Source organism: Actinospongiicola halichondriae (genome assembly GCF_049103745.1).
Taxonomy (GTDB): Bacteria; Actinomycetota; Acidimicrobiia; order Acidimicrobiales; family Salinilacustritrichaceae; genus Salinilacustrithrix; species Salinilacustrithrix halichondriae.
On record NZ_CP171622.1, the window covers coordinates 142,508 to 167,039 of the forward strand.

Sequence of the window (24,532 nt, forward strand, 5' to 3'; positions counted from 1 at the left end):
GCTCATGTCTGAGGAACTGATCGACAGCCTCGCAGGCAGCGTGGGATCGACGATCGTCCACGTCGACGACGTCACGACCGTCGCCATCGAGCTTTCGGACCGTCTCGACGCAGAGCTGGTCGAGGGCGACGCTGCGTTCGTCGATGTGGTTCGGGAGCGACAGCGTGCGCTCGCCGAACGAGTCGGAGCCCATGCAGCTCTGGAGCTCCGTGCCCGGTCCGATTCGACCCCGGTCGAGCGGCAGGTCGTCGTGGAGGTCCGCGATCTCCGCTCACTCGTGCATCGGATCGAGGCCAGCGACGAACTGGTCGCCTCCGCCCGTCGAGACGCGAGTGACAGAGCGGGTGCGGCCAGCGGACTCGCCGTGCACCCGACGTCGATCCGCGACGCCGCCGCCGACGTCATCGCTGCCCGCTCGAAGATCGTCGAGTGCCAGGCCGAGGTCGACCGCTTGGACGCCGAGGCCGAAGCCCGCGCGGATGTCGCCGAGGCCCCTGGTGCGACCGGCGACGCAGCGCTCGACGGACCCAGCGAGGACGCCAAGGCGCCACGAGCGTTCGCCGGATGGCGCCTCACCGATCGCGAGGAGATCCGCTGGGCGGCGGTCGTCGTCGCCGCTGCGCTGACGATCGGTGTCCTGGTGCTCCTGCTCACGGGCAGCCCGCTCGCACTCGCCATTCCCGGGGTCGCCGTGTGCTGGGTCGTCGTCCTCGTGGTGCGTCAGCGCGACAGTGCGTACGACGAGGAGTTGGCCAGTCGCAATCTCGCCAACGTCACTCGTCTCACCGACCACGCGTACGGCGGCGCCGGTCTCCTGGTGGACGATGGCGACACGTCCCACGGTGAGCTCCTCGCGGCCCGCCGGGTGCTGGCCGAGGCCGACGACCGTCTCGCCTACGCCGAGGCGTCCTGGCGGTCGCTCGTCGGCCCGGACGCAGACGTCGACGAGGTCGAGTCGGTGGTGCAGGCCCGCGATGCCCAGTACGGCGTCGACGACGCGATCGTTGCCGAACTGCCCTCGGTCCGCGCCGCTGCCGCCCACGGTCGGCGCCTCCGGGCCCAGTGGAAGCTGGCGTGGTGGGCGCTCGACCGACCGGTGCCGTCGCCGGACGATGCGATCGCCGGCATCGACGCGCTCGAGGCCGAGGGCATCACCGAGATCTCGGTCCCGATGTTCTCCGTCGGCGCGTTGACCGACGACGAGCGGGCACTGCTCGAGCGACTGGCCGGTGGGCGATCGGACGACGAACTGCGATCGGCAGCCGGCGCAGTGTTCCGGGCCGTCGTGGTCGCCGATGCCGACAATTCGATCAGCGAGGATCAGTTCCGCGCCGAGACGGCGCAACTTCCGGACGACGTCCGCTTCGTCGTGGTGGCCTCGGCCGACTGACCGTCGCCGAGAGCCTGGGGTCTACGAGAAGCTGGAGCCGCAGCCGCAGGTCTTCTGGGCGTTCGGGTTGTTGATCGAGAACCCGGACTCGAGGCCGTCCTTGAAGTCGAGGGTCGCACCCTCGAGCATCAGGGCGCTCGAGGCGTCGACGACGACGCGGACCTCGCCGTACTCGAGGACGTTGTCGTCATCGGCGACGTCGGTGTCGAAGAACATCTCGTAGCTGAAGCCCGAGCAGCCACCGGGACGAACCGCGACTCGCAGCGCCAGTGCGGCGTCGCCCTCTTCGTCGATGAGGTTCTTGACCTTGCTGGCAGCAGTGTCCGTGAGCGTGATCATGATCTCAGCGTATCTCCTGTGTGGGTTCCTGCGTCATCCCCGCGAGGGGGCGGTGTGGAGTTCGACCTGACACGGGGTGCGGTCGGTGAGCGGGTGGAAGTCGGTGACGGTGGCATCGCCCCGGGCGGCGACGAAGCCCTCGACCATGCCGCGGTGCATGCTGCACACGAGGTCGGGGTGCGCTTCGGCGAGTTCGCGGAAGGGACAGTGGGCGAACGCGATGGTGACGCTGTCGTCGTCGTCGACCCGAGCCGGGTCGAAACCGAGTCCGGCGAGTTCGCGTTCGAGGGCATCGGCGCAAGCCAGCGTCTCGGACGTCGCGCCCGCAGCAGCGCTGCCCTGCTCGCGGCCGGCTTCGGCGAGGTCGTCGGGGTCGAGGCCGCCGGCGGCCGCTCCGGTCAGCAGGATGCGGGTCACCAGCGGGAAGACCGGCGGTTCGAGCCCGAGACTGGGGGCGTCGTCGGCGATTGCGTAGCGGTGCTGGGGTCGGCCCACGGCTCCGGTCGCGGCGGCCGTGACGTCGACGATCCCGAGGTCGCGCATGCGCTCGAGGTGCGGGCGGACGGTGTTGGGGTGCAGATCGAGCGTCTCGGCGATCTCGGCCGTCGCCAGGGGACGGGGTGAGCGGGCCATCTCGAGGTAGATCGCATAGCGCGTGTTGTCGCCCAGGGTCTTGAGGATCTCCAGGCGAGGAGTCCCGCTGCGGGAGGCGGCGTCGGGCACGCGCCGATGCTACCGGGGTGCACCCGCTGGTTTCCACGGAGACTGCCGGTAGAATTCGGCCATGGCTGACAACGCTCCGGTCGCGATCGACGACGTTCGATCCATGCTCCGCGGGGTGATCGACCCAGAACTGGGCAGCGACATCGTCGAACTCGGCATGGTCCGCGACGTGGGGGTCGACGGTGGCGAGGTCACGGTGACCATCGCGCTGACGACGTCCGGCTGCCCGCTCCGGGCCCAGATCCAGAAGGACGTGCGCACCCGTGTCGGTTCGCTCCCCGGCGTCGACCACGTGACGTTGGTGTGGGACGAGATGAACCAGGACGAGCGGGCGCATGCGATGGAGCGGGCGCGCTTCAAGATCTCCGAGCGAACCGAGGACTCGTCGGTCGGGCCCGCCACCAAGGTGATCCTGGTCTCGTCGGGCAAGGGTGGCGTCGGCAAGTCGTCGGTCACGGTGAACCTGGCAGCGGCCATGGCGGCTCGCGGCCTGAAGGTGGGCGTGCTCGACGCCGACATCTGGGGGTTCTCGATCCCGCGGTTGTTGGGCGTGTCGGGCCGGCTGGGCGCGACGGTCATCGACGACAAGAAGTTCATGGTCCCGAACGAGCGCTCCATCGGCTCGGGCCTCCTGCGCGTGGTCTCGATGGGATTCCTGGTCGAGGACGACGAGTCGGCGCTGATGTGGCGTGGACTCATGCTCAACCGAGGAGTGCAGCACTTCCTGCAGGACGTCGTGTGGGGCGACGACCTCGACTACCTGCTCGTCGACATGCCGCCGGGAACCGGCGACGTGCAGATGGGCGTGGCCAAGCTGATCCCTCGAGCCGAGGTCCTGGTCGTCACCACGCCTGCGGTCAACGCCCAGAAGGTCGCTGCTCGTGCGGTGTCGATGTCACGGAAGAACTTCCTCCGGATCGCCGGCGTGGTCGAGAACATGAGCGCGTTCGTGTGCGACCACGGTGAGCGGTACGAGCTGTTCGGCTCGGGCGGCGGTCAGCAGCTCGCTGACGATGCCGGCGTGCCGCTGCTCGGCCAGATCCCCATGGAGCCCGACGTCTCGGTCACTGGCGACACCGGCGAGCCCGCGGCCCTGCGTGACTCACCCGCAGGCGACGCGTTCCGTGCGCTGGCCGAAGTGGTCGTGACCGAAGCGGTGCCGCAGCCCGACATGGCGGGGTGCTCGGCCCGGATGCTCGATGCTGCGGTGGCATCACTCAACGCACTCGACCTCTGAGCCGTCCGCGGCCGCCATCAGTGGCTGCCGGGAGAAGAGAGGCCGACCCCGTCAGCAGCGATGCCCCCCAGCACCACCACCGACGGGGTCGGCAGCGAGGGAGGTCTCGTCTCGTCGATCCGGCAGCCCTCCATCACGCGAGACGAGCATGCCCCCTCGGGCGTCCACCGCGTTTTTGCCCGCGGCTTTGCTCGCCGCCATCGTCGCTGAGGGTCCGCGTTGACTTCCATGGCCCGTTCGGGCCGAACGTGTGAACGTCCGGGCCGGACGGGCGTCGGTCTAGGCCGACCAGTCGCCGTCGGCGTCGGCGCCCGAGACCGCGCCCTCGCCTGCCAGCTTCAACAGGTGGGCGTGGACCGACTGCGCGGCCCGCGGCACCAGTTCGTCGATCAGGCCCGGATAGAGCTGGGCGACGATCTCGTCGATCGTGGTCGTACCGGCGTTCTCGACCGCGGCGCGCACCTGTGCCTCGCGTTCGAGGCGGTGGGCCACGTACTCGTCGATCGCGGCGATCGGCTCGGTGATGAAGTGCCCGTGACCCGGAGCGATGGCCTTGAGGCGCTTGATGCGGACCTTCTCGAGGGATTCGAGGTAGGCCGCCATGTCGCCGTCGGGCGGAGCGATGACCACGGTCGAGCCCTGCATGATGTGGTCACCCGAGAACAGGGTGCGTTCCTCTTCGAGGAAGTAGCAGAGGTGGTTCGAGGCGTGCCCGGGGGTGTGGATCGTCCGGATCCGGAACTCGGTGGCCTCGATGAAGTCGCCGTCGGCGAGCGTGCGGTCGACGGGGATGTCGTCGCGGTCGTCGAACGCGCAGATCTCCGCCCCGGTGCGCTTTCGCAGCGCCGCCGCGCCGGGAGCGTGGTCGGGATGGGTGTGGGTGAGCAGGATCCACCGGATGCGGTCGCCGCCGCAGCCGGCGATGGCGTCGAGATGCTCGGCCGAGTCGGGCCCGGGGTCGATCACCGCGATCTCGTCGATGCCGACCAGGTAGGTGTTCGTGCCCGGTCCGGTCATCGCCCCTGGGTTGTTCGCGACGATGCGCCGGATGTAGGGGCTGAGCGCGGAGGCGACCTCGTGCACGATCGGCTTCGGGAGGTCCTCTTCGACGTCCTCGGTCATCGTGCGTGCTCCCCGGCCCGGCGCAGCGCGGCCATCGCATGGTCGACGGAGTCGTGGCCGACAAGGAGTCGGATGCTCTCCACCGTTGGTTCGATCAGTTGGATCGCGTCAGCCTGCCAGGATTCGAGCGCATCGGTGGGTGCCCACCACGTGGCGTCGACGGCTTCCCATCCGTCGGCGGACGCCGACTGTCCGTCGGGCATCGGAACCGCGAAGAAGCGGGTGTCGTAGCGGCGGGGCGACTCGGCCGGCGTGATCCACTGCGCGAAGTACGTCATGTGCTCGAGCGGGAGCCGGAGTCGGTGTTCGAGGCACAGATCGAGGAGCGAGGTGTCGCCGCGTTCGAGATCGGCACGGAGCCCGTCCTCGTCGGTCAGGACGGGGTGTGTGTCGTCGATGTGGACATCGTCGACGGTGGCGATGAAGACGCCGGCCTCCTCGAGGCACTCGCGCACGGCGGCGACCCAGTAGGCCCTGCCGCCGGCGTCGACGTCGAGCGCCGCCGAGGCCGTGGCATCGTCGAAGTCGGTGACGGCGTCCCAGGCGGCGTCGGCGTCACGGTCCTCGACGGCGCCGCCGGGGAAGACGTGGGCGCCGGGCACGAACGGCGTGTCGGTCGAGCGGCGCAGCAAGAGCACCTCGAGCCCGTCGCGTCCGGTCGGCGCGTTCCGCAACAGCATGACCGTCGCCGCTGGGCGCGGCGTGACGGGAGTCGTGGCGGTCAATCGAGTTCCTGGCGGTTCGGCGGATCTTCCCACGACTCGGCATCCCACACGTCGCCGCGGGCGGGGGATGGGCCACGGGTGAAGCCGTCGGGGCCACCGAACCGGCCGATGAGGATCGGGCCGCTCGCGAAACGGCCGCGCAGGCGATTGCGGAGCAGCGCTCGTGTCGGGGGGAAGAGCAGGAAGACGCCGACCACATCGGTGAGGAAGCCCGGCGTGAGCATGAGCGCCCCGGCGCACAGGATGAGGATCCCGGTTATCAGTTCGTCGGTGGGGATCTGCCCGCTCGCGACCTTCTCGTTGGCGCGGCGCAGGGCCTGGAGCCCTTCACGCTTCACCAGCCACGCGCCGATCACGCTCACGAGGACGATCCACAGGAGGGCGGCGCCGAATCCGATGGCGGACGAGACCTGGATGAACAGGTAGAGCTCGATGATCGGGACGACGATGAAGGCGATCATGAGGAGTCCGAGCACCGTTCCAGGCTATCGACGGCTGTGGGAATCGCTGGGGTAGCGTCCCTCGGATGTCCGAGTCGTCCGAGAACGCCCAGTCGCCGGCTGTGGCCTCGTTCTGGAAGCGGATCCTGCCGAGGACGATCCTGGGGTTGGCGTCGCTGCTCTTCTTCATGTCGATCGCCGCAGCGTTCTCCGGCGCCGCGCTGTTCGCCTACTACCGGTTCGAGCTCGACGAGACCCGCCAGCGTGTCGTCGAGGTCGAGTCGTCGATCGCCGATCAGGTCGAGGCCGGTCAACAGATCATCGACGCCGACACCGCCGAGGCGACCACCGAGATCGAGGCGCTGCTCGACGAGCTCGAGCAGTTCGCCGCGAGTGGTCAGACCCTCGACGAGCTGCTCGACGGCGTCCGCGAGTCGGTGTACCTCGTGTCCACCCTCGACGAGAACGGCCAGGCATCGGTCGGGACCGCGTTCGTCCTCTTCAGCGACAGCGAGCGGTCGTTCCTGTTGACCTCGTACACGACCGTCCGTGCGGCCACCGCCGATCCCGGGCCGGGCGTGACCGTGCGCCGTGACGGCGAGGAGATCGGCGTCCAACTCAGCAGTTGGGATCCGGGTCGCGACCTCGCGCTCCTCGTGGCCGAGGATGCGCCCAACCTCCCACCGGTCAAGATCGCCGACCCCTCGAGCGTCACCTCGGGCGACCGAGCCTTCGCCGTGTCGGGGCTCGGGAGCGGTGGCGCGTCGATCGTGCAGGGCACGCTCGTCGATGTCGCCGCCAACGCGATCACCCACGACGTACCCATCGGCCCGCAGTTCCAGGGTGGTCCGATGCTGAACTCGAACGGGCGAGCTCATCGGCATCTCGTCGCGGGCCTTCGCCCCGTTGGGGTTCCCGGCCGATGCCGTCTTCTTCGGCGTTCCCGTGTGGGAAGCGTGTGCCGAGGTCGTGCAGTGTCCCGCCGACCTCACCGGCTGAACTCGGTCAGTCGTCGTCGCAGAACAGGCCCGAGCACGGAACCGTCGTGGTCGTCGACGTGGTCGTCGTCGTGCTGCTGGTCGTGGTCGACGTCGTCGTGGTCGGCTCCGGCACGACCGGCGGTTCCAGACCGACGACGAACGGTCCGCCACTGCCGGTCGACGAGATCGCCGACCGAGCACCGGGGCCGAACCCGCGCCGCTCGCGCTGCAGTTCTTCGCTGGCGGCCTCCTTGATCGGAGCTGGCTCGAAGAAGTCGGTGACGGGGACGCCGTCGAGCGCGGCGAGCATGAACCGCTGCCACGCACGTGCGGGGAACGATCCGCCGGTCAGGTTGACGCCCTTGACCCGGAAGAGGCCGCGGTTGGCCTCGGCCGGGGGAGGGGGGTCGAAGCCCATGAACACTGCAGTCGACAGGGTGGGCGTGTAGCCGACGAACCAGCCGTCCTTGTTGTCCTGGGCGGTGCCGGTCTTGCCCGCGGCGGGGCGATTGATCCCTCGCCCGCTCGCCGTACCGGACACGAGGACGCCGCGGAGCACGTCGGTGACGTTGTCGGCCGTCGCCTGCTTGAGCACCTCGTCGCCGTCGGGGACCGACCGGTCGACGAGCAGCTTGCCCTCGGGGTCGAACACCCGCACGACCGGGGTCGGAGCGACCCGCACGCCACGGTTCGCGAAGACGCCGTAGGCCGATGCCATGCCGAGGGTGGTGACCTCGCGGGAGCCGAGCGCGATCGACAGCCCGCTCCCGTCGTCCTTGGGGACGATCTCACGGATGCCGAGACCGAGTTCGTTGGCCAGGTCGACGACCTCGTAGGGGCCGACTTCTTCCATCAGGCGTACGTAGACCGTGTTGACCGACTTCTCGGTCGCGGTGCGCAGCGTCATGTTCCCGTAGTTGGCGCCGCCGTAGTTCTTGGGGGAGTAGTCGCCGATCGTGAGTGGACCGCCGCTGTAGACCTCGTCGGGCGAGATGCCCTGCTCGAACGCCTCGGCCAGCACGAAGGGCTTGAACGACGACCCGGGTTGGCGCCCGGACGAACCCGCCCCGGTCGCGATGTTGGCCTCGGTGAGACCGAAGTCGCGTCCGCCGACCAGCGCCCGGACGAAGCCGGTGGGCGGCTCGACCGCGCTGATCGACATCTGCAGTTGGTGGGTGACCTCGTTGCCGTTCTTGTCGAGCGTGGTCACCGGGTCGACGCCGTCGATCGTCTCGGCGACCGTCGCCTCGGCCTGGTCCTGCACCGCCGGGTCGAGCGTGGTGAAGATGCGGAGTCCGCCGCGGTAGAGGAGCTCTTCCGATCCGAGCGCCTCGGCCAGGTACTGCGTGAGGTACTGGATGAACCAGGGGTAGCGAGTGCCTTCGATCTGTGGTGTCCGGATGATCGTCGCCGGCCCGGGCGGTTCACCCTGGGTGTCGATCCACACCGTTTGTGTCACCGCCTCGGCGTGCTCCTCGGGGGTGATGAACTCCTCGCCGAGCATCGCGTCGAGCACCGACACCCGTCGGATCTCTGCGGTGCCGGGATCGACGCGAGGATTGAAGTTCGACGGTGCCGGGATGACGCCGGCCAGCAACGCCGCCTCGGAGACCGAGATGTCACTGATCGGTTTGCCGAAGTACACCTGGGAGGCGGCACCGATGCCGTAGGCACCCTCACCGAAGTACACGATCGACAGATACTCGTAGAGGATCTGTTCCTTGGAGAGCGAGCGGTCGAGTTGTGACGCGAGGATCGCCTCGCGGATCTTGCGGTTGATCGTCCGCTCGTCACCCACGCCGTAGGCGTTCCGGGCCAACTGCTGGGTGATCGTCGAGCCGCCCTGGGCGAGTTCGCCCTGCTGGACGTCGGTCACCAGCGCTCGGACGGTGCCTCGGATGTCGACGCCGCCGTGGTTGTAGAAGTTGCGGTCCTCGGCGGCGATGACCGCCGACTTCATGATCTCGGGGATGTCGTCGGGGGCGACCGGGATGCTCTGGTCGAACTGCTGGTACACGTGGATGAGGTCGCCGTTGACGTCGTAGACCTCGCTGAACTGGATGGCCTCGAGCTGCTCCGGTTCGGGGATCGAGGCGGGCAGGGGGAGGAACAGGTTCGTCGCCAGCAGCACGCCGGCCGAGACGACCGGGGTGATGAACGCGACGACCACCAGCGCCGACGCGACGCGGAACCCCTCGCCGATGCGTGAACGAACGGACATCAATCGCTCATTCTCGCCGCTCGCCACCGGCCTGTCGCATCGCGACCGCCCCCATCCCCCGTTCTGGTGAACGCCGGCGACGTGTGATGGTCGCATGTGGTCACCAGAACGGGGGACGGGGGGAGTGGTGGAGGTGGGGCTCGTAGAGTCCTCGGGCGTGACGACCACTGACGACGTGCCCCCGGCGGATCGACCGCCGTCGGTCGACCGGCTCGCCCGATCGCTCGCCGACACCGGCCTCCCGCACCCGTTGTTGGTCGACGCGGCGCGAGAGGCGATCGCTGCCGGCGACGCCGACTCGGCGCGGACGATCGCAGAATCGATCTCGCGGGCGTTGTTGCGCCCGGTCGTGAACGCCACCGGCGTGCTGCTGCACACGAACCTCGGTCGAGCGCCGTTGGCCACGAAGACGCCGGGTCGGGCCACGAACCTCGAGTTCGACCTCTCTGCCGGCGAGCGGGGGAGCCGTACCGTCCACGCCGGCGGCATGCTCGCCCGGGCCGTCGGCGCCGAGGACGCGATCGTGGTCAACAACTGCGCCGCCGCGGTCATGCTCGCCCTCGCCGCGTTGGCGCAGGGTCGTGGCGCTGCCGTGAGTCGTGGCGAGTTGGTGGAGATCGGCGGCGGCTTCCGGGTGCCGGACGTGATGGCACAGTCGGGCGCTCGGCTGGTCGAGGTCGGCACCACCAACCGCACGCGGGTCGGCGACTACGACGCCGTGATCGACGACGACCTGGCGCTCGTGCTCAAGGTGCACCGGTCGAACTACACGATCTCGGGGTTCACCGAGGAGACCCCGGTGGCCGAGTTGGCCGCGTTGCCGGTCCCCGTCGTCGTCGACCTCGGGTCGGGCCTGCTCGACGCCGCCTGCCCCTGGCTCGACGACGGCCCTCCGGCATGGCTCCTCGACGAGCCCGCAGCGAAGCAGACCCTCGCCGAGGGAGCGGACCTCGTCCTGTTCTCGGGCGACAAGCTCCTCGGTGGCCCGCAGGCCGGGATCATCGCCGGTCGATCCGACCTGGTCCGGGCGTGCGCCAAGCATCCCCTCTACCGCGCGTTCCGGCCGGGCGGCCTCGTCCTCGCGGCGCTCCAGGACGTGGCCACCGCCTACCTGTCCCGCACGGCGGATCAGTTGCCGTTCTGGCGCATGGCGACCACGCCGGTCGAGACGCTGCGGCAACGGGCCGAGGCGTTGGTCGACGAGGTCGGCGAAGGGGCGGTGACCGACTGCGCATCGGTCCCCGGTGGCGGGACCTTGCCGTCGGTCGAGATCCCGTCGATCGGCGTGGCGTTCGACGGCGACCATGTCGCCGCGCTGCGCTCGCACCGGACGCCCGTCATCGCCCGGGTCGTCGACGGCCGCACGATCCTCGACCTGCGTACCGTCGAGCCCGACGACGACCCGTTCGTCGCTGCGGCGCTCACTTCACGCTGATCCGATGCACGTCGTCGCCACTGCGGGACACGTCGACCACGGCAAGTCGACGCTCGTCCGGGCTCTCACCGGCACCGATCCGGATCGGCTGGCCGAGGAGAAGGAGCGCGGGCTCACCATCGACCTCGGCTTCGCCGGCACCGACCTCCCCTCGGGCCGGCACCTGGCGATCATCGACGTCCCGGGTCACATCCGGTTCCTGAAGAACATGCTCGCCGGCGTCGGAGCGATCGACGCCTGCCTCTTCGTCGTCGCGGCGTCGGAAGGGTGGAAGCCCCAGTCGGAGGAGCATCTCCGCATCCTCGACGTCCTGGGCATTGGCCACGGCATCGTCGTGCTCACCAAGGTCGGCCTGATCGACGACGACCTGCGCGAGTTGGCGCGGCTCGAGGTGGAGGAGGCCGTCGCCGGCACCTTCCTCGAGGGTGCGCCCGTGGTCGAGGTCGACACCCCGACCGGCTACGGGCTCGACGCGCTCCGCCTCGCGGTCGACGACCTCCTGGCGGTGACGCCGCCGGCCGCAGATCTCGGCCGTCCGCGGTTGTGGATCGACCGTTCGTTCGCTCCCGCCGGCGCCGGCACCGTGGTCACCGGGACCCTGGCCGGGGGAGCGGTCGCCCTCGATGACGAACTGGTGGTCGAGCCCCTGGGCCAGTCGGTGCGGGTGCGCGGCATCCAGCGCCACAACGCCCAGGTCGACCACCTCGGGCCGGGCAACCGCACGGCCCTGAACCTGGTCGGCGTGGGTCATCACGAGATCGGGCGTGGGGACGTCCTCGTCCGGGCCGGACAGTGGCACCGGACCCAGATGATCGACGTCTCGCTCACGGTCCTCGACGCGCTCGACCACCCGGTGTCTCGCCGTGGGGCCTTCATGGCCTACCTGGGTTCGGGCGAGCACCCGGTCCGACTCCGAGTGTTGGGGCCACAGGCCCTGGAGCCGGGGGAGACGGGAGCGGCGCGCCTGCACCTCCCGCGCCCGATGCCGTTGCTGCCCGGCGATCGCTACGTGTTGCGCGATGCGGGCCGCGGCGAGACCGTCGGCGGCGGCGAGGTGCTCGACATCGATCCGGTGGTCCGCGCCGCCGACGCTGCCCCCGACCGGTCGATCGACCGCGTCGTCGGCGAGCGGGGGTGGATCGAGGCCGACCGGTTGACGCTCCTCACCGGTGCCGAGCGAGAGCCGACGTTGGGCCGCTGGGTCGTCGACCCGGATCGCCTGGTCGCCGATCGGGAACGCCTCACCGCGGCGATGCTGGCGGCCGGTCCGCTCGGCCTCGACCTCGCGACGCTCGACGAGCGCGACCGGGCGGTGGCCGAGAGCCTCGACGACGTCGTGGTCGATGCCGGTCGAGTGGTGCACGTCGACGCCATCGATCCCCTCGACGGACACCCGTGGCTGGCCGCGCTGGCGGCAGAACCGTTCACCCCTCCCGATCCGCCCGCGGACATCGGCCGGAACGAGATCCGAGAACTGGTTCGCCGCGGCGAGGTGGTCGAGGTGGGTGGTGTCGCGTTCGCTGCCAGCGCCATGGACGACGCGGCATCGACGGTGCGGTCGCTGCTCGCCGATCACCCCGATGGGGTCACGGTGGCGCAGGTGCGCGACGCATTGGGCACGTCACGGAAGTTCGTCGTGCCGCTGCTCGAGCACCTCGATGCGACGGGTCGCACCCGTCGGCGCGAGGACCTGCGGATCGCCGGCCCCCGGCTGTAGCTAACCGAGGAGCGGCTTGCGCTCGTTCTCGCTCAGCCCGCCCCAGATGCCGTGCTGCTCACGGATCCGTACGGCGTAGTCGAGGCATTCCTTCTTGACCGAGCACGTCACGCAGATCGCCTTGGCCCGTGCTTCGCGCTCGAGCTTCTCGTCCTTGCGTTCGAACTGCGCAGGCGGGAAGAACACCCGTGCCTGTGGTCCACGGCAAGCAGCCTTGAGCTGCCACTGCTCGGTCTCCGTGCGGATCGCGATTGTCACTGAACAAACCCCCCGGTTCGATTAGGACGGAACCTAGGCCCAACGGCCCAGTCCTTCAAGGGGTAATCTTCGCGATCGTTTCGCTCGCGATGGCAAGCGGGTCGGACGCCGCCGCCTCAGCGTCGGTCGCGGTAGTCCTTGGCTGCGCCCTCGACCGGCTCGACCTCGAGCACGAGGCCGTCGATGGCGGTGACCTTCACGGCCTCGCCGGCGGCGATGGGCGTGGCCCGGTTGGTGTGGGCACGCCACGGTGCGTCGCGGACGGTGACGACGCCGTCGGGGGAGACGTCGGCGAGGGCGATGCCCGATTCGCCGATCATCCAGTCGCGTCCGATCGTGGGCGTCGAGAAGCGGGTGCGGACCATGGCGGGCATGCCGCCGAGCATGGAGAGCAGCGTGCCCAGGATCCCGGCGATGAGCGTGATCCACGACGGGGGCCCGTCGACGAACACGGTGAGCGAGCCGACCAGGAGAGCGACGACGCCGACCCCGGTCCAGAAACGCGGGACTCCGGTCTGGACGTCGACCGCGAACGCCGGGAAGGCAGCGCAGAGCACGACCAGTGCCCAGGTGTTGGTCGGCAGCACCGCGAGCCCGTAGGCGGAGAGCACGAGTGAACCGACGCCGACCATTCCGGCGACACCGACGCCCGCGGTGAAGAGCTCGAAGACGAGGAGGCAGCCGCCGATGATCAACAACAGGTAGGCGGCGGCGGGGCTGGCCACGGTGTGGAACAGCTGGTCGATCAGGCCGAGCTGGCCGAAGCGGACCCGGGTGACGGGCTCGCGCCGGTCGTTCACGACTCGGGTCTCGACGCCGGGGAGGTCGACGATGAAGGTGCCCAGGACCGGGGCGGCGTTGTCGACGAGGCCGAGTTCGGCGGCGGTCTCGCTGCCGGCCTTCTCGCCGACCGAGGCCTTGCCGTCGAGATCGATGCCGTCGGCGAGTTCCTTGGTCACCTCGATGCGGCTGCCCGGGGTCAGTGCACTGACGTCGGCGGCGGCGACGAGGCGGGTGGCGTCGCCCTCGGCCTTGGAACCCGACGGGCCGACCCAGGCGGCGACGGTGACGTCGGCCCGTTCGATCGTGTCGACGAGACGGTCCATGTCGTCGTCGCCGACGACCGCGCCTTCGCTGTTGATCTGGAGCACCAGGGCGACGACGTCGTCGGCGGTGGCGGTGGCGATCTGGTCCTCGATGAACGACACGACGATCGGGTCGAGCAGGCCGGAGACCTTGATGACCTGGACGATGCCGGGTTCGGCGTCGTCGGTCGCTTCGCCGGCGGGGCGCGCAGATGCGGTCCCCGCGAGGAGAGTGACGCCCATCACTGCGGTGATCAGACCGGCGATAACCCTCGATAGGGTGACCGAGTTCCGGTGTCGACCAGAGCTGCTGTGGAGAGAATTCGGTGAAACCGACGGAGTACTTCGCTGCATCTCGACTGCTCATCGTTGCCGGGAAGGGCGGCGTGGGCAAAACGGTGGTCACGGCGGCCCTCGCGAGAGCAGCCGCGATGGCCGGTCGATCGGCGTTGATCGTCGAGGTCGAGGGCAAGTCCGGGCTGCCGCGGATGTTCGGTCATCCCGAGCTCGGGTACGACGAACTGGTGCTCCACAAGGGCGGCGGCAAGGGCGGCGACGCCGAGGTCTCGGCCCGGACGATCACCCCGGACGCCGCGCTCATCGAGTACCTCGAGGACCACGGGCTGTCTCGCATCAGCAAGCGCCTGGTCTCGTCGGGTGCGCTCGACGTCGTGGCCACGGCGGCGCCGGGCATCCGCGACATCCTCGTCTTGGGCAAGGTCAAGCAGCTCCAACGCTCCGAGGCCGCCGACGTGATCATCCTCGATGCGCCTGCGGCCGGACACGCGATCACGTTCCTCCGTTCGGCCCGCGGCCTGATGGACGCGGTCAAGGTCGGGCCGATCAACACCCAGGCCAAGGACGTGCTCGAACTGCTCGAGGACCACGACGCCTGCCAGGTGCTCCTCGTGACGCTGCCGGAGGAGACGCCGGTGAACGAGTTGGTCGAGACGGCCTTCTCGCTCGAGGACCAGGTCGGCGTCGGTCTCGGACCGGTCGTGGTCAACGGCCTCTACGAGCGCTACGGCGGTCTCGCCGAGAGCGCGGAGGCCGCAGCCGACGAGGCGGGGGTGTCGCTGCTCGACGGCGAGGCCGAGGCGTTGGACGAGGCGTCGGCATTCCGCCGACATCGCATCGCCCTCCAGGCCGAACAGGTGAGCCGCTTGTCCGAGCAACTTCCGCTCCCACAGTTGGAGATGCCGTTCCTCTTCGAGTCGGAGATCGGCCCCGACGAACTCGACGTGTTGGCCCGGGCGATGCTCACCGGGATCGAAGCGCTCGACGCCGACCTGACGCTGGGAGCCACGTCGTGACCGCCCCGAAGGGCGACGAATCGCTCGAGACCCTCGTCCGCGAACGCCGAATCATCGTGTGCTGTGGCTCGGGCGGCGTCGGCAAGACGACGACCGCGGCCGTGATCGCGCTGCAGGCAGCCGAGGCCGGTCGCAAGGCGGTGGTCGTGACCATCGACCCGGCCAAACGTCTGGCGGACGCCCTCGGCCTCGACGGTCTGACCAACGAGCCGTCGCGCATCGACGGCGACTTCCCCGGCGAACTGTCGGCGATGATGCTCGACACCAAGTCGACCTTCGACGCGCTCGTCGGCGACCACGCGTCGGACGACGAACAACGTCGGCGCATCCTGGACAACAGCTTCTACCGGAACATCTCCGGGGCCCTCTCGGGCACGCAGGAGTACATGGCGATGGAGAAGCTGTACGAACTCCACGACGGCCGGAACTCGGGCAAGCACGACTTCGATCTCATCGTCATCGACACGCCGCCGACCCGGAACACGCTCGACTTCCTCGATGCGCCCCGCCGGTTGACGAAGTTCCTCGACCATCGCCTCTACAAGCTGATGACCGTGCCGAACCGGGGCGTCCTCAAGGCCGTGAACATGGCCGCCCAGTCGTTCGTGCGCTCGATCGCCAAGGTCGTGGGCGCCGACGTGATCGACGACGCCATTGCGTTCTTTCAGGCGTTCGACGGCATGGAGCAGGGCTTCAAGGACCGTGCCGAGCAGGTCGAGCAGTTGCTCCGTGCCGACGACACGGCGTTCGTGCTGGTGGCGTCACCACGTCGCGACACGATGGACGAGGCCACGTTCTTCGCCGAGAAGTTGGCCGAGGGGGGCATCCCGGTGCGCAGCCTGGTGATCAACCGCATGCACCCGAACTTCGCCGACGGACTGGCCGAAGCGACCCGCGAGCGCGCCAACTCGTTGGACGGCACCGCCATCGGCGACCTGTACCGCAACCTGGCGGACTTCCAGTTGGTGTCGTCACGCGAAGAGGAACACATCGCTCCACTGGCCGCGACGGTGGCCCCGGCGCCCGTCGTCCGGGTGCCGTTCCTCCGCTCAGACGTGCACGATCTCGCGGGTCTTCGCGAGATCGAGCGGTATCTGCGCTAGCTGGCGTCGCTTTCGGCTGCGAGCTTCGCCGCAGCCTCGTCGACCGACTCCTCGACCGGCACGATGCGGTCGAAACCCGTGGTGTGCAGGAGTCGGGTCAGCGACTGTCGGCTGCAGGCTACCGCCACGTTGCCGCCGCCCTCGCGGGTGCGACGGATGCCGCCGATGAGGGCGCCGAGACCGGCCGAGTCCATGAACGGCACGTCGCTCAGGTCGATGAGCAACGCCGTGACGTCGGCGATGCCGCCGAGCGCTTCTCGGAACTCACCGACGGTGTACGCGTTGAGTTCCCCGCTGGGTCGGCACAGGGTGTAGTCGGGCATCTGTTCGATGTGGATCTCCACCGGCCGCACGCTAGCTTTCCGAACGTGCCCGTCGTGCTCATCGCCACCGATACCGATGCGGTCGCCGACGAGGTCGACGCCGCGATCGCCGACGACGTCACCACGGTCGTGCGAGTCCGTGCCGGCGTGGACGTCGCCGACGCTGTCGACAACCACGAACCGGCCATCGTCGTGCTCGACCTCCAGATCGGCAACATGGGCGGCATGGCCGTCGCCATGAAGCTCCGGGCCGAGGCGGCCATGGGGCGTCTCCCACCGACGACGATCCTGATGCTGCTCGACCGCGAGGCCGACACCTTCCTCGCGAAGCGGTCCGACGTCGATGGCTGGCTGATCAAACCGCTCGACTCGTTCCGACTCCGGCGCGCCGCCAACGCGCTCCTCGCCGGCGACTCGTTCATCGAGTCGGCAACGGCCGAGACCGTGCCCGCGGTGGCGCCTGCGGAGTAACCGACCCGGGAGTCGCCCACCGGCAGCTCCGCAAATCGGTGGTCGTCGTCCACACGTGACGGCCAAGCTCTCGGGATGACCACTCGTGACCGCCTCGCTGCGCTCAACCCCGTGTTCGCGCTCGAGGTGCGCACTCCGCGGCTGACCCTGCGCTTCCCGACCGACGACGACCTCGTCGACCTGGCGGAGTTGGCGGCGCTCGGTGTGCATGCGCCCGACGAGATGCCCTTTGACCAGCCGTGGACCCAGGTGCCCTCGCCGTACCTCGAGCGCAACACGCTGCAGTGGTTCTGGCAACAGCGCGCGACCGTCCAGGGTGACGCCCCGTTCATCACCATGGTCACCGTCGTCGACGACGTGGTCGTCGGGACCCAGGGGCTGTTCTCGGCCAGCTGGAAGGGGTCGCAGACCTTCGAGACCGGGTCGTGGCTCGGCCTCGAGTTCCAGGGCAAGGGCATCGGCAAGGAGATGCGCATCGCCGCGCTCCAACTCGGCTTCGACGGTCTCGGCGCCCGCCGGATGATCACCGAGGCGTATGCCGACAACCCGTCGTCGGTCGGCGTGACCGAGTCGCTCGGCTACCGCCCCAACGGCGACGTGTTCGTGTCGCGCGGCGGCGAACCGACCCGCAGCGTCCGCTACGCGATGGACCCTGACGACTTCGCTCGCCTCCGTCGCGACGACATCGAACTCGTCGGCGCCGAGGCCGTCGCGGCCATGCTCGGGACCGAGCACGTCCCCGGACAACTGCCGCCGCAGCCGGGATCGTGACCGGCGAGGGCAGTCGGTTAGTCTGACCGCCCGGTCGATTTCGGCCGGACCCAATCCGGGTGGTGGCTCAGCTTGGCAGAGCGCTGCGTTCGGGACGCAGAGGTCGGGAGTTCAAATCTCCCCCACCCGACCCAGACGAATGTGCAGGTCACGGGCGGTTTCCGTCCGTGACCTGTCGGTTTTCCACAGGCCCGAAAATGGCTGCAGACCACACTCAGACCACATTACCGGAGAGGTACTGGGTGTGATGTGCTGCGAGTGAGCGCCACGGATTGGGCTCAGCACGTCCATCCGTGGTCGATCACATAGTGGACGTTGGAGCGCTCAGGACCGGTCATCCCACGCCGAAGACGCGCGCTTTCGTAGCGTCTCACCGAGCGGCGGAGGAGGTGACTGTGCGGTTTCTGATCGACACCAACGTGCTGATCAGCAGCGAGCCAAGCCGGCAGGCGGACGTGGAGGCGGCAACTGAGGCGAGCCTCGAGCTCGCACGAGTTGCCTCCGGCGACCATCAGCTCCTGGTCCATCCCACCGTGTCCGCAGAGATCGCGAACGACACCGACGATGAGCGTCGGCGCCTGCGCGAGCTCGTCCGGCGGCGATACCCGACCTTGCAGAGCCCTCCGCCGGTCCAGGCGCGGCTACTCGAGGTCCTCGGGTCGCCCGCCGTGGGAAGTCACGACTGGTACGACCATCAGCTCCTGGCATGCGTCGTCGGTGACGCTGTCCACGGGCTCATTACCCAGGACGGAGCGATTCACCGCAAGGCCGCACGTCTCGATGTGGCGGATCGTGTCTACACGGTGGCCGACGCGGTCGCGACGATCACTCAGCTCGTCGCCCGCCCGCCAGCCTTCGTCCCAAGTGTCGACCGCCGCCCGCTCCACTCCCTCGATCTCGAGGACTCGTTCTTCGACTCGCTTCGAGCCGACTATGGCGGGACATCGTTCGACGACTGGTTTCGCGCATCGGCTCGCGACGGCCGAGAGGCATTTGTCGTGGATGGTCCCGACCAGCACGTAGCCGGCATCTGCATTCTCAAGGGACTCGACGCCGAGATCGGACTCGGCGTCCGCCCAGCGAAGATCTCAACCTTCAAGGTCAGCGACGAATACAAGGGCAGTCGGTACGGCGAACTACTCCTCAAGGTCTTGTTTCGCTCGGTCTCCGAAGCCTTCGATCTGCTCTGGCTGACGGTGTTCGAGAAGCAGGCGGAGCTGATCGCGCTCCTCGAGAACTTTGGCTTCGAGCATCTCGACGATCGCTCGGGAGAGCGCCGCTACGCGAAGCGTCTGATCCCGACGTCGCAGGAGCGAGAGACCCTCTCGCCGCTCGCGTTCCACGTGAGGTTCGGACCACCGGCGCTGCGGGTCGTCGACGGACAGACGTTCATCATCCCGATTCGTCCCGAGTTTCACGCCAGCCTGTTCCCCGATGCGCCCGGGCAACAGTTGACGCTCATGACCCCTCGACCGCACGGCAACGCCCTGCGGAAGGCGTACCTCTCCAGGGCGAACGTGAGGACTGCGAAGCCAGGAGCAACATTGCTCTTCTACCGATCCGGCGACGTCAAGGGAGTGACCGGCGTCGGTGTGCTCGAGGCCAGCCGAGTTTCGGACGATCCCAACGAGCTCGTCGAGTTCGTCGGCAGTCGGACCGTCTACTCCGCTCGCGAAGTGGAAGTCATGACATCGTCGGGTTCGGTCCTCGCGTTCCTCTTCCGGCAAGATCGATTCATGGAGCCACCGATCGGGTTGCAAGAACTCGTGGATGCTCATGCGGTCAGCCGCGCTCCCCAGACGACCATCGGAATCAACTCGGAGGGATTGCCATGGCTGATCGAACGACTGGGCGCGTAGCTCTTCTCTCGATCCACCCCCGACACGCTGAAGCGATTCTGCGGGGCGACAAGAAGGTCGAACTTAGACGCGCCCCGGTGAGTCGCGACACCGCACGCATCCTCTTGTACGCAACAACCCCGGTGCAGACCGTGGTCGGATGGTTCGACGTCGACGGAATCGACGAAGCGAGTGCGACTGGCATTTGGCAACGGCACGGTCCGGTTACCGGGATCACCCGACGAGAGCACAGGCAGTACTTCGCGGGGGCGTCCCGCGCCTTCGCGATCAGGGTCGGCAGGGCAGTGCGGTGCGAGCCTGGGCTATCGATCGACCTCATCCCCGGGGTGACGCGGCCCCCGCAGAGCTTTCAGTACGTCGATGCTTCGGCAGTCGAGTGGATCTTCGACGCTGCCGTCGCTGCCGTCTCCTAGATCGCTGGTCACATCGATCTTGGGTTTCGGTCACGTGCGGGCTCACGAGGGCGAGTTCCGCGCCGGCCTCGATCGGTTGCTCGACAAGCCCATCGTCGCCGAGGTGCGTGGGCTCGGGTACTTCTACGGGATCGAACTGGCGAACGACGGCACGCCGTTCGACGACGACGCATGTGAGTGGCTCATCCGTCGCTTCCTCTCGCGACGGCTGCTCGAACTCGGCCTCCACTGCCGCGCCGATGACCGCGGCGATCCGGTGATCCAGCTCGCGCCGCCACTGATCTCGGGTCCGGCAGAGTTCGACCGCATCTGTGCGATCATCGGCGCCGTACTCGACGAGGCATGGAAGGAGTTCGCATGACCGAGTCAGGTCCGGTTGAGGAGCTCGACGAGACCGACAAGGCGATCATCGAGGCACTCCAGGTCGACGGTCGCGTCTCGTACGCCGACCTCGGTCCGCAGGTCGGGCTCTCCCAGGCCGCGGCTCGCCAGCGCGTCCGGCGACTGCTCGACGATGGCGTCATCCAGGTCGTCGCTGTTACCGACCCGGCCCAGATGGGATTCGGAATCCAGGTGATGATCGGCATCACGGTCGAGGGCGACATCCGAAAGATCGCCGCCGCGCTGGCCGAGATCGACGAGGTCCCCTACGTCATCGTGACGACAGGTCGCTTCGATCTGTTGATCGAGGTCGTGTGTGAGGACACCGATGCACTGCTCGAGCTGATGAACGACCGCATTCGGGCGGTTGGGGGCGTGCGTTCGACCGAGATCTTCACGTACCTCGATCTGGTGAAGCAGACGTACACGTGGGGAACCCGCTGAGCCAGACCGGGCCAGCAAGGCAGAGGAGAGCGGATGAAGATTTGTGCGACGATCTCGTTTGGCGGTGACCCAACGGCCCTGGCGCGCCAGGTCCGCGACCTGGAGTCGGCCGGTGTCGATCTCCTCTGGGGCGGCGAGGTCTACGGCTACGACCTGGTATCGACGCTCGGCTACGTCGCAGCGTGCACGACCAGTGTCGAACTGATGACCGGAATCTTGCCGCTGTACTCGCGTAGCCCAACGCTCCTCGCGCAAACCGCAGCCACGTTGGATGCCCTGTCCGAGGGCCGGTTCGTGCTCGGGCTTGGAACGTCCGGGCCGATCCGGCCCTTCTTCGTGGTCGTCGACCAGACCTTGTGCTGGCGACACAGCCGATGTACCCGACCCTCGCCCACGACATGGCCGGCTCGTTCGAGCTCGTCGGCGATGAACCGATACCCGAACTCCGGGTCGTCGGCGTGCACGTCGACGATGGCGTTCACCAGGTGCGCGTCGTTGAAGAGGCCCGATGCCTTGGACATAGCGGCGTAGGTTCTCCCTTACAACGATCGAACGGAACTCGCTCAGCTGTAGGAGGTAGTCAGCGCGGTCGAGCTCAGGTGTTACTGGGTCGAGAGATGAGCGGGTGGTAGCGACCTGCCCTTGGATGACGGCTAGATCGTTCGGCAGCCCGTGGGCCACGACAGACACGGGGGACTTTTCCTCAGACACCACTTGACCTTTCCGTACAGGTCCCCCGACTACTAGTTCGGCGGACCATAGGCGCGCTTCGTCGAGAGCGGTAGCTACCGAATGGTCACTTCGACAACCCTGCGTCGCGGCGAGTCTCGAGGTTGCAGAACCCATCGGTGCGGCCGACGCATCGGAGCAGTGACGCAACGAAATCGCTTGCCAACAGTCTGTGTCTCAGTGATACTGATGCCTGTTGAGGGGGCCTCACGACGAAATAAGTCGTATAGCGTCATTGAGACAGCACTCCAACGATTCATCATCGGACGAACCCGGGGACGGACGGCACAGTGAACCTGGCAACCATGGACGGGCTCGCTCAGGCTGAGCTCGTACGTCGGAACGAGGTGACGCCCCTTGAACTGCTCGGCGCCGCCATTCAACGCATCGAAGCGGTGAATCCGTCGCTGAACGCGGTCGTCGCCACGATGTACGAGGAGGCTGAGACTGTCGCGACGAGCGGGTCCCTTCATGGAGCGTTCGCAGGTGTGCCATTCCTGCTGAAGGACGGAGGCGGCGCGGCCTATGCAGGCTTCGGGGCATCGGGCGGTAGCCGTTTCCTGGCTGACTACATCGCCCCAGAGGATGGGCTGATCACCAAACGCTTCAAGGCGGCCGGCCTGGTGGTGTGCGGGAGAACCAACCTCCCCGAGTTTGGGGCGCTGCCGACGACGGAGCCTGAAGTTCATGGCCCCACGATGAATCCGTGGGACACCGAACGGATGGCAGGCGGCTCGAGCGGCGGTGCGGCAGCGGCTGTAGCGAGCCGCATGGTTCCGATGGCGAACGGTAGCGATGTCGGTGGGTCGATCAGGGTGCCTGCAGCATGTTGCGGCGTCTTCGGCCTCAAGCCCACCCGGATGCGGATCTCCTCACCCCGGCGCGACTTGGGCGTTTCCCTGCGAATGGCGATGCTCAGCGAACACGCGCTGACCGTCAGCGTGCGGGATTCGGCTGCGCTGCTCGACGCGACCGCAGGACCTGAGCAGGGAGACCCGTTCGTCGCTCCGGCACCATCTCGGCCGTACCTGGACGAGGTGGGCGCCGACCCCGGCCGTCTCCGCATTGCGTTCAGCACCGTCACGCCCTCAGGCTCTCCTCTTCATCCGGACTGCGTCGCAGCCGTCGAGGACGCCGCGGCTCTGTGCGAGGAGCTTGGCCATCATGTCGAGCAGGACTCGCCCCGCCTCGACATTGGATCGCTAGCCGAGTCTTTCGGCCTGATTGCGACCGTCGGAACGGCCTGGGACATCCGCAACTGGGAGCGAAAGCTGGGCAAAGTCGCTCGGCCAGAGGATTTTGAGCCAGCGACCTGGGCGACCATCGAGCGCGGCCGCTCGGCGGGAGCGACCGCCGAGGATCTGATGGACGCAGAGATGGCACTCCAAGGGCTGTGCGATCAGCTGGCTGCGTGGTCAGCCCCATTCGACGTGTGGCTCACTCCGACGACGGGCTCGCCAGCGCTTCCACTCGGATCGTTCTCTCCGACCGACGATGAGCCGATGCGATCGATGCGGACGAGCATGCAGTTCCTTCCGTTCACCATGCTGCAGAACCTCTCGGGCCAACCTGCAATGTCCGTACCCCTCTACTGGAACGACGATGGCCTCCCCGTCGGAGTCCAGTTCGCTGGCGGGTACGGAAACGAAGGACTGCTGTTTCGCCTGGCGGCACAGCTCGAGGCCGCACGCCCCTGGACCGACCGCGTGCCTCCCATCAGCGCCGTCGGGCTGTAGCGCCTTGTTCCGTCGAGTCACCACCCGAAAGAAGGACAACTAGCGATGTCAGTGCCGAGTGATGCGATCGCACTACCAGACACCGACACCTGGACGGCGATCACCTTCATCGATGATCCCGCCATGGATGATCAGTTCAAGCACGCCCTCGCCCAGATGTACTTCGGGATGGCTGACCTTGGCGAGTGCCTCGAGGTCGTACGGCACATCAAGCCGGGCGACGAAGAGAGTTGGATCCAGGCGTGGACACCGATGGCCGAGAAGCTTGAGCAACGCGCCGTTGATGCTGACGCGCGCGGCAAGCACGCTTCGGCAGCGTCGGCGTACCTCCGAGCAGCTACGTACTGGCGAACGTCGCTGATGCACTTCGGCCCCCCGGATGATCCGCGGGAGGAGTCGCATGCTCGGGCCAGCTACCGGTGCTACGACCGCTACCTGGAGCTGTCAGGCTACCCAGGGGAGTACCTGACGATCCCCTACGAGGGCAGACGCGCTACCTGCCTACCTCTACCGGTCTCCGAACGCTTCCGCAAAGGCGCCCCTCCTGATCCTGCACCAGGGCCGCGATGCCTGGCCAGACGATACGCGGTGGGTCTACGACGGCGCGATGCAACGAGGGATCCACTGCCTCGGCGTGCACGGCCCCGGCCAGGGACTGGCAATCCGGCTGAACGGGCTGACGTTCCGTCATGACTGGGAGAAGGTCATCACGCCCACGGTCGATCGCGTGCTCGATATCGATGGCGTCGACCCAGACCGCATCGCACTAATGGGGCTCAGCTTCGGGGGCTACCTCGCGCCGCGCGCTGTCGCGTTTGAGAAGCGCATCAAGATCTGCGTCGCCAACCCTGGAGTCCTCAACTGGGGTGCCTCGATCAAGTCAGCCTTCCCGTCCGAGATGATCGATGCGCTCGATGCTGGTCCTGAGCCGTTCAACGCTGCCATGGACATCGCGATGGCGGCTGACCCTACGACGAGTTGGTTTGTGCGCGATTCGTTGTGGAAGCACGGAGTCGCCACGCCATACGAGCTCTTGCGGGAGCTTGAGGCGTGCGACCTCACCCCGCACGCCGCCAGCATTGAGTGCGAGACCCTCGTGATGGACGGCACGCAGGAGGCGTTCTCGGTCGGGCAGGCGCAGGAGCTCTACGACGCGCTGACGTGCCCAAAGGAACTCATGCTCTTCGACGAGTCCACGACGGCACAGCTGCACTGCCAAAACGGCGCCACCGCGACGGCCGCCGAGTTCATGTTCGACTGGCTCGACGACCGCCTCTGAGCGGGCGCCCCGCCACTACGCAACTCATCCATCGACAG

22 protein-coding genes, 1 tRNA gene and 4 pseudogenes are annotated in these 24,532 nt (G+C 68.0%); 16 read left to right on the plus strand and 11 right to left on the minus strand.

Annotated elements, in window-relative coordinates; translation table 11 throughout:
• The first annotated feature begins 4 nt into the window (after positions 1-4).
• Positions 5-1,390: a hypothetical protein gene (locus AB8619_RS00820; RefSeq protein WP_436794572.1), complete on the plus strand. Its 1,386-nt coding sequence runs from the start codon at positions 5-7 to the stop codon at positions 1,388-1,390.
• Positions 1,391-1,411: 21 nt separating this feature from the next.
• On the opposite strand, the gene erpA is transcribed toward AB8619_RS00820, so the two are convergent.
• Complete coding sequence (gene erpA, locus AB8619_RS00825; RefSeq protein WP_436794573.1) at positions 1,412-1,729, minus strand: iron-sulfur cluster insertion protein ErpA; 318 nt, start codon at positions 1,727-1,729, stop codon at positions 1,412-1,414.
• Positions 1,730-1,762: 33 nt separating this feature from the next.
• Positions 1,763-2,452, minus strand: coding sequence for a helix-turn-helix transcriptional regulator (locus tag AB8619_RS00830; protein ID WP_436794574.1), 690 nt, complete (start codon positions 2,450-2,452; stop codon positions 1,763-1,765).
• A gap of 61 nt (positions 2,453-2,513) precedes the next feature.
• On the opposite strand from AB8619_RS00830, the gene AB8619_RS00835 reads away from it, so the two are divergent.
• Complete coding sequence (locus AB8619_RS00835) at positions 2,514-3,689, plus strand: Mrp/NBP35 family ATP-binding protein (RefSeq protein ID WP_436794575.1); 1,176 nt, start codon at positions 2,514-2,516, stop codon at positions 3,687-3,689.
• A 279-nt stretch (positions 3,690-3,968) separates the two neighbouring features.
• On the opposite strand, the gene AB8619_RS00840 is transcribed toward AB8619_RS00835, so the two are convergent.
• From AB8619_RS00840 to AB8619_RS00850, 3 genes are read right to left on the minus strand one after another with little or no spacing between them, the layout of a single operon-like run.
• Positions 3,969-4,811, minus strand: a complete 843-nt coding sequence (locus AB8619_RS00840; protein WP_436794576.1) for an MBL fold metallo-hydrolase — start codon at positions 4,809-4,811, stop codon at positions 3,969-3,971.
• Complete coding sequence (locus tag AB8619_RS00845; protein WP_436794577.1) at positions 4,808-5,536, minus strand: NUDIX hydrolase; 729 nt, start codon at positions 5,534-5,536, stop codon at positions 4,808-4,810. Before AB8619_RS00845 ends, AB8619_RS00840 begins: the two co-directional genes overlap by 4 nt.
• Complete coding sequence (locus AB8619_RS00850; RefSeq protein WP_436794578.1) at positions 5,533-6,012, minus strand: FxsA family protein; 480 nt, start codon at positions 6,010-6,012, stop codon at positions 5,533-5,535. The genes AB8619_RS00845 and AB8619_RS00850 overlap by 4 nt, the downstream gene beginning before the upstream one ends.
• Positions 6,013-6,062: 50 nt before the next feature.
• Here AB8619_RS00850 and AB8619_RS00855 point away from each other — a divergent pair, with 50 nt between their 5' ends.
• Positions 6,063-7,211, plus strand: a complete 1,149-nt coding sequence (locus AB8619_RS00855; protein ID WP_436794579.1) for a S1 family peptidase — start codon at positions 6,063-6,065, stop codon at positions 7,209-7,211.
• Positions 7,212-7,386: 175 nt separating this feature from the next.
• Here AB8619_RS00855 and AB8619_RS00860 read toward each other — a convergent pair.
• Positions 7,387-9,273, minus strand: a pseudogene (locus tag AB8619_RS00860) (transglycosylase domain-containing protein); the annotation flags it as partial.
• Positions 9,274-9,334: 61 nt separating this feature from the next.
• Here AB8619_RS00860 and selA point away from each other — a divergent pair.
• Positions 9,335-10,612, plus strand: a complete 1,278-nt coding sequence (gene selA, locus AB8619_RS00865; RefSeq protein WP_436794580.1) for an L-seryl-tRNA(Sec) selenium transferase — start codon at positions 9,335-9,337, stop codon at positions 10,610-10,612.
• A gap of 4 nt (positions 10,613-10,616) precedes the next feature.
• Positions 10,617-12,329 carry a selenocysteine-specific translation elongation factor gene (gene selB, locus AB8619_RS00870; protein ID WP_436794581.1) on the plus strand — a complete coding sequence of 571 codons (1,713 nt, stop codon included), beginning with the start codon at positions 10,617-10,619 and terminating at the stop codon, positions 12,327-12,329.
• Here the strand turns inward: selB and AB8619_RS00875 are convergent, their stop codons facing one another.
• Both AB8619_RS00875 and AB8619_RS00880 read right to left on the minus strand, forming a co-directional pair.
• Positions 12,330-12,587 (minus strand): WhiB family transcriptional regulator, encoded by a 258-nt coding sequence (locus AB8619_RS00875; protein ID WP_436794582.1) that lies wholly within the window; start codon positions 12,585-12,587, stop codon positions 12,330-12,332. It abuts the gene before it with no gap.
• A 116-nt stretch (positions 12,588-12,703) separates the two neighbouring features.
• Complete coding sequence (locus AB8619_RS00880) at positions 12,704-13,915, minus strand: NfeD family protein (RefSeq protein ID WP_436794583.1); 1,212 nt, start codon at positions 13,913-13,915, stop codon at positions 12,704-12,706.
• An 83-nt stretch (positions 13,916-13,998) separates the two neighbouring features.
• Between AB8619_RS00880 and AB8619_RS00885 the strand changes: the two genes are divergently transcribed.
• Both AB8619_RS00885 and AB8619_RS00890 read left to right on the plus strand, forming a co-directional pair.
• Positions 13,999-14,985, plus strand: coding sequence for an ArsA-related P-loop ATPase (locus AB8619_RS00885; RefSeq protein WP_436794584.1), 987 nt, complete (start codon positions 13,999-14,001; stop codon positions 14,983-14,985).
• A complete protein-coding gene (locus AB8619_RS00890; RefSeq protein WP_436794585.1) occupies positions 14,982-16,088 on the plus strand; it encodes an ArsA family ATPase in 1,107 nt (368 codons plus the stop codon). Before AB8619_RS00885 ends, AB8619_RS00890 begins: the two co-directional genes overlap by 4 nt.
• On the opposite strand, the gene AB8619_RS00895 is transcribed toward AB8619_RS00890, so the two are convergent.
• The gene (locus AB8619_RS00895) at positions 16,085-16,432 is read right to left on the minus strand and encodes an STAS domain-containing protein (RefSeq protein WP_436794586.1); all 348 of its coding nucleotides are present in this window, start codon (positions 16,430-16,432) and stop codon (positions 16,085-16,087) included. The genes AB8619_RS00890 and AB8619_RS00895 overlap by 4 nt on opposite strands.
• Positions 16,433-16,456: 24 nt before the next feature.
• On the opposite strand from AB8619_RS00895, the gene AB8619_RS00900 reads away from it, so the two are divergent.
• The 7 genes and pseudogenes from AB8619_RS00900 to AB8619_RS00930 form a co-directional block, all read left to right on the plus strand.
• Positions 16,457-16,882 (plus strand): response regulator, encoded by a 426-nt coding sequence (locus tag AB8619_RS00900; RefSeq protein ID WP_436794587.1) that lies wholly within the window; start codon positions 16,457-16,459, stop codon positions 16,880-16,882.
• Between the two features lie 75 nt (positions 16,883-16,957).
• Entirely contained in the window at positions 16,958-17,653 is a 696-nt protein-coding gene (locus AB8619_RS00905; RefSeq protein ID WP_436794588.1) for a GNAT family N-acetyltransferase, read from the plus strand.
• A 56-nt stretch (positions 17,654-17,709) separates the two neighbouring features.
• Positions 17,710-17,783 (plus strand) — tRNA-Pro (locus AB8619_RS00910).
• A 265-nt stretch (positions 17,784-18,048) separates the two neighbouring features.
• Complete coding sequence (locus AB8619_RS00915) at positions 18,049-19,512, plus strand: GNAT family N-acetyltransferase (protein ID WP_436794589.1); 1,464 nt, start codon at positions 18,049-18,051, stop codon at positions 19,510-19,512.
• 441 nt (positions 19,513-19,953) lie between these two features.
• A pseudogene (locus AB8619_RS00920) lies at positions 19,954-20,286 on the plus strand (aspartate aminotransferase family protein); the annotation flags it as partial.
• Positions 20,283-20,750: an Lrp/AsnC family transcriptional regulator gene (locus AB8619_RS00925; protein ID WP_436794590.1), complete on the plus strand. Its 468-nt coding sequence runs from the start codon at positions 20,283-20,285 to the stop codon at positions 20,748-20,750. The pseudogene AB8619_RS00920 and the gene AB8619_RS00925, both read left to right, overlap by 4 nt.
• Positions 20,751-20,783: 33 nt before the next feature.
• A pseudogene (locus tag AB8619_RS00930) lies at positions 20,784-21,011 on the plus strand (LLM class flavin-dependent oxidoreductase); the annotation flags it as partial.
• A gap of 68 nt (positions 21,012-21,079) precedes the next feature.
• On the opposite strand, the pseudogene AB8619_RS00935 reads toward AB8619_RS00930, so the two are convergent.
• Positions 21,080-21,244, minus strand: a pseudogene (locus AB8619_RS00935) (IS3 family transposase); the annotation flags it as partial.
• A 540-nt stretch (positions 21,245-21,784) separates the two neighbouring features.
• On the opposite strand from AB8619_RS00935, the gene AB8619_RS00940 reads away from it, so the two are divergent.
• Positions 21,785-23,215 carry an amidase gene (locus AB8619_RS00940; RefSeq protein WP_436794591.1) on the plus strand — a complete coding sequence of 477 codons (1,431 nt, stop codon included), beginning with the start codon at positions 21,785-21,787 and terminating at the stop codon, positions 23,213-23,215.
• A gap of 72 nt (positions 23,216-23,287) precedes the next feature.
• On the opposite strand, the gene AB8619_RS00945 is transcribed toward AB8619_RS00940, so the two are convergent.
• Entirely contained in the window at positions 23,288-23,521 is a 234-nt protein-coding gene (locus AB8619_RS00945) for a hypothetical protein (RefSeq protein WP_436794592.1), read from the minus strand.
• A gap of 301 nt (positions 23,522-23,822) precedes the next feature.
• Between AB8619_RS00945 and AB8619_RS00950 the strand changes: the two genes are divergently transcribed.
• Positions 23,823-24,494 carry an alpha/beta hydrolase family protein gene (locus tag AB8619_RS00950; RefSeq protein WP_436794593.1) on the plus strand — a complete coding sequence of 224 codons (672 nt, stop codon included), beginning with the start codon at positions 23,823-23,825 and terminating at the stop codon, positions 24,492-24,494.
• The last annotated feature ends 38 nt before the right edge of the window (positions 24,495-24,532 follow it).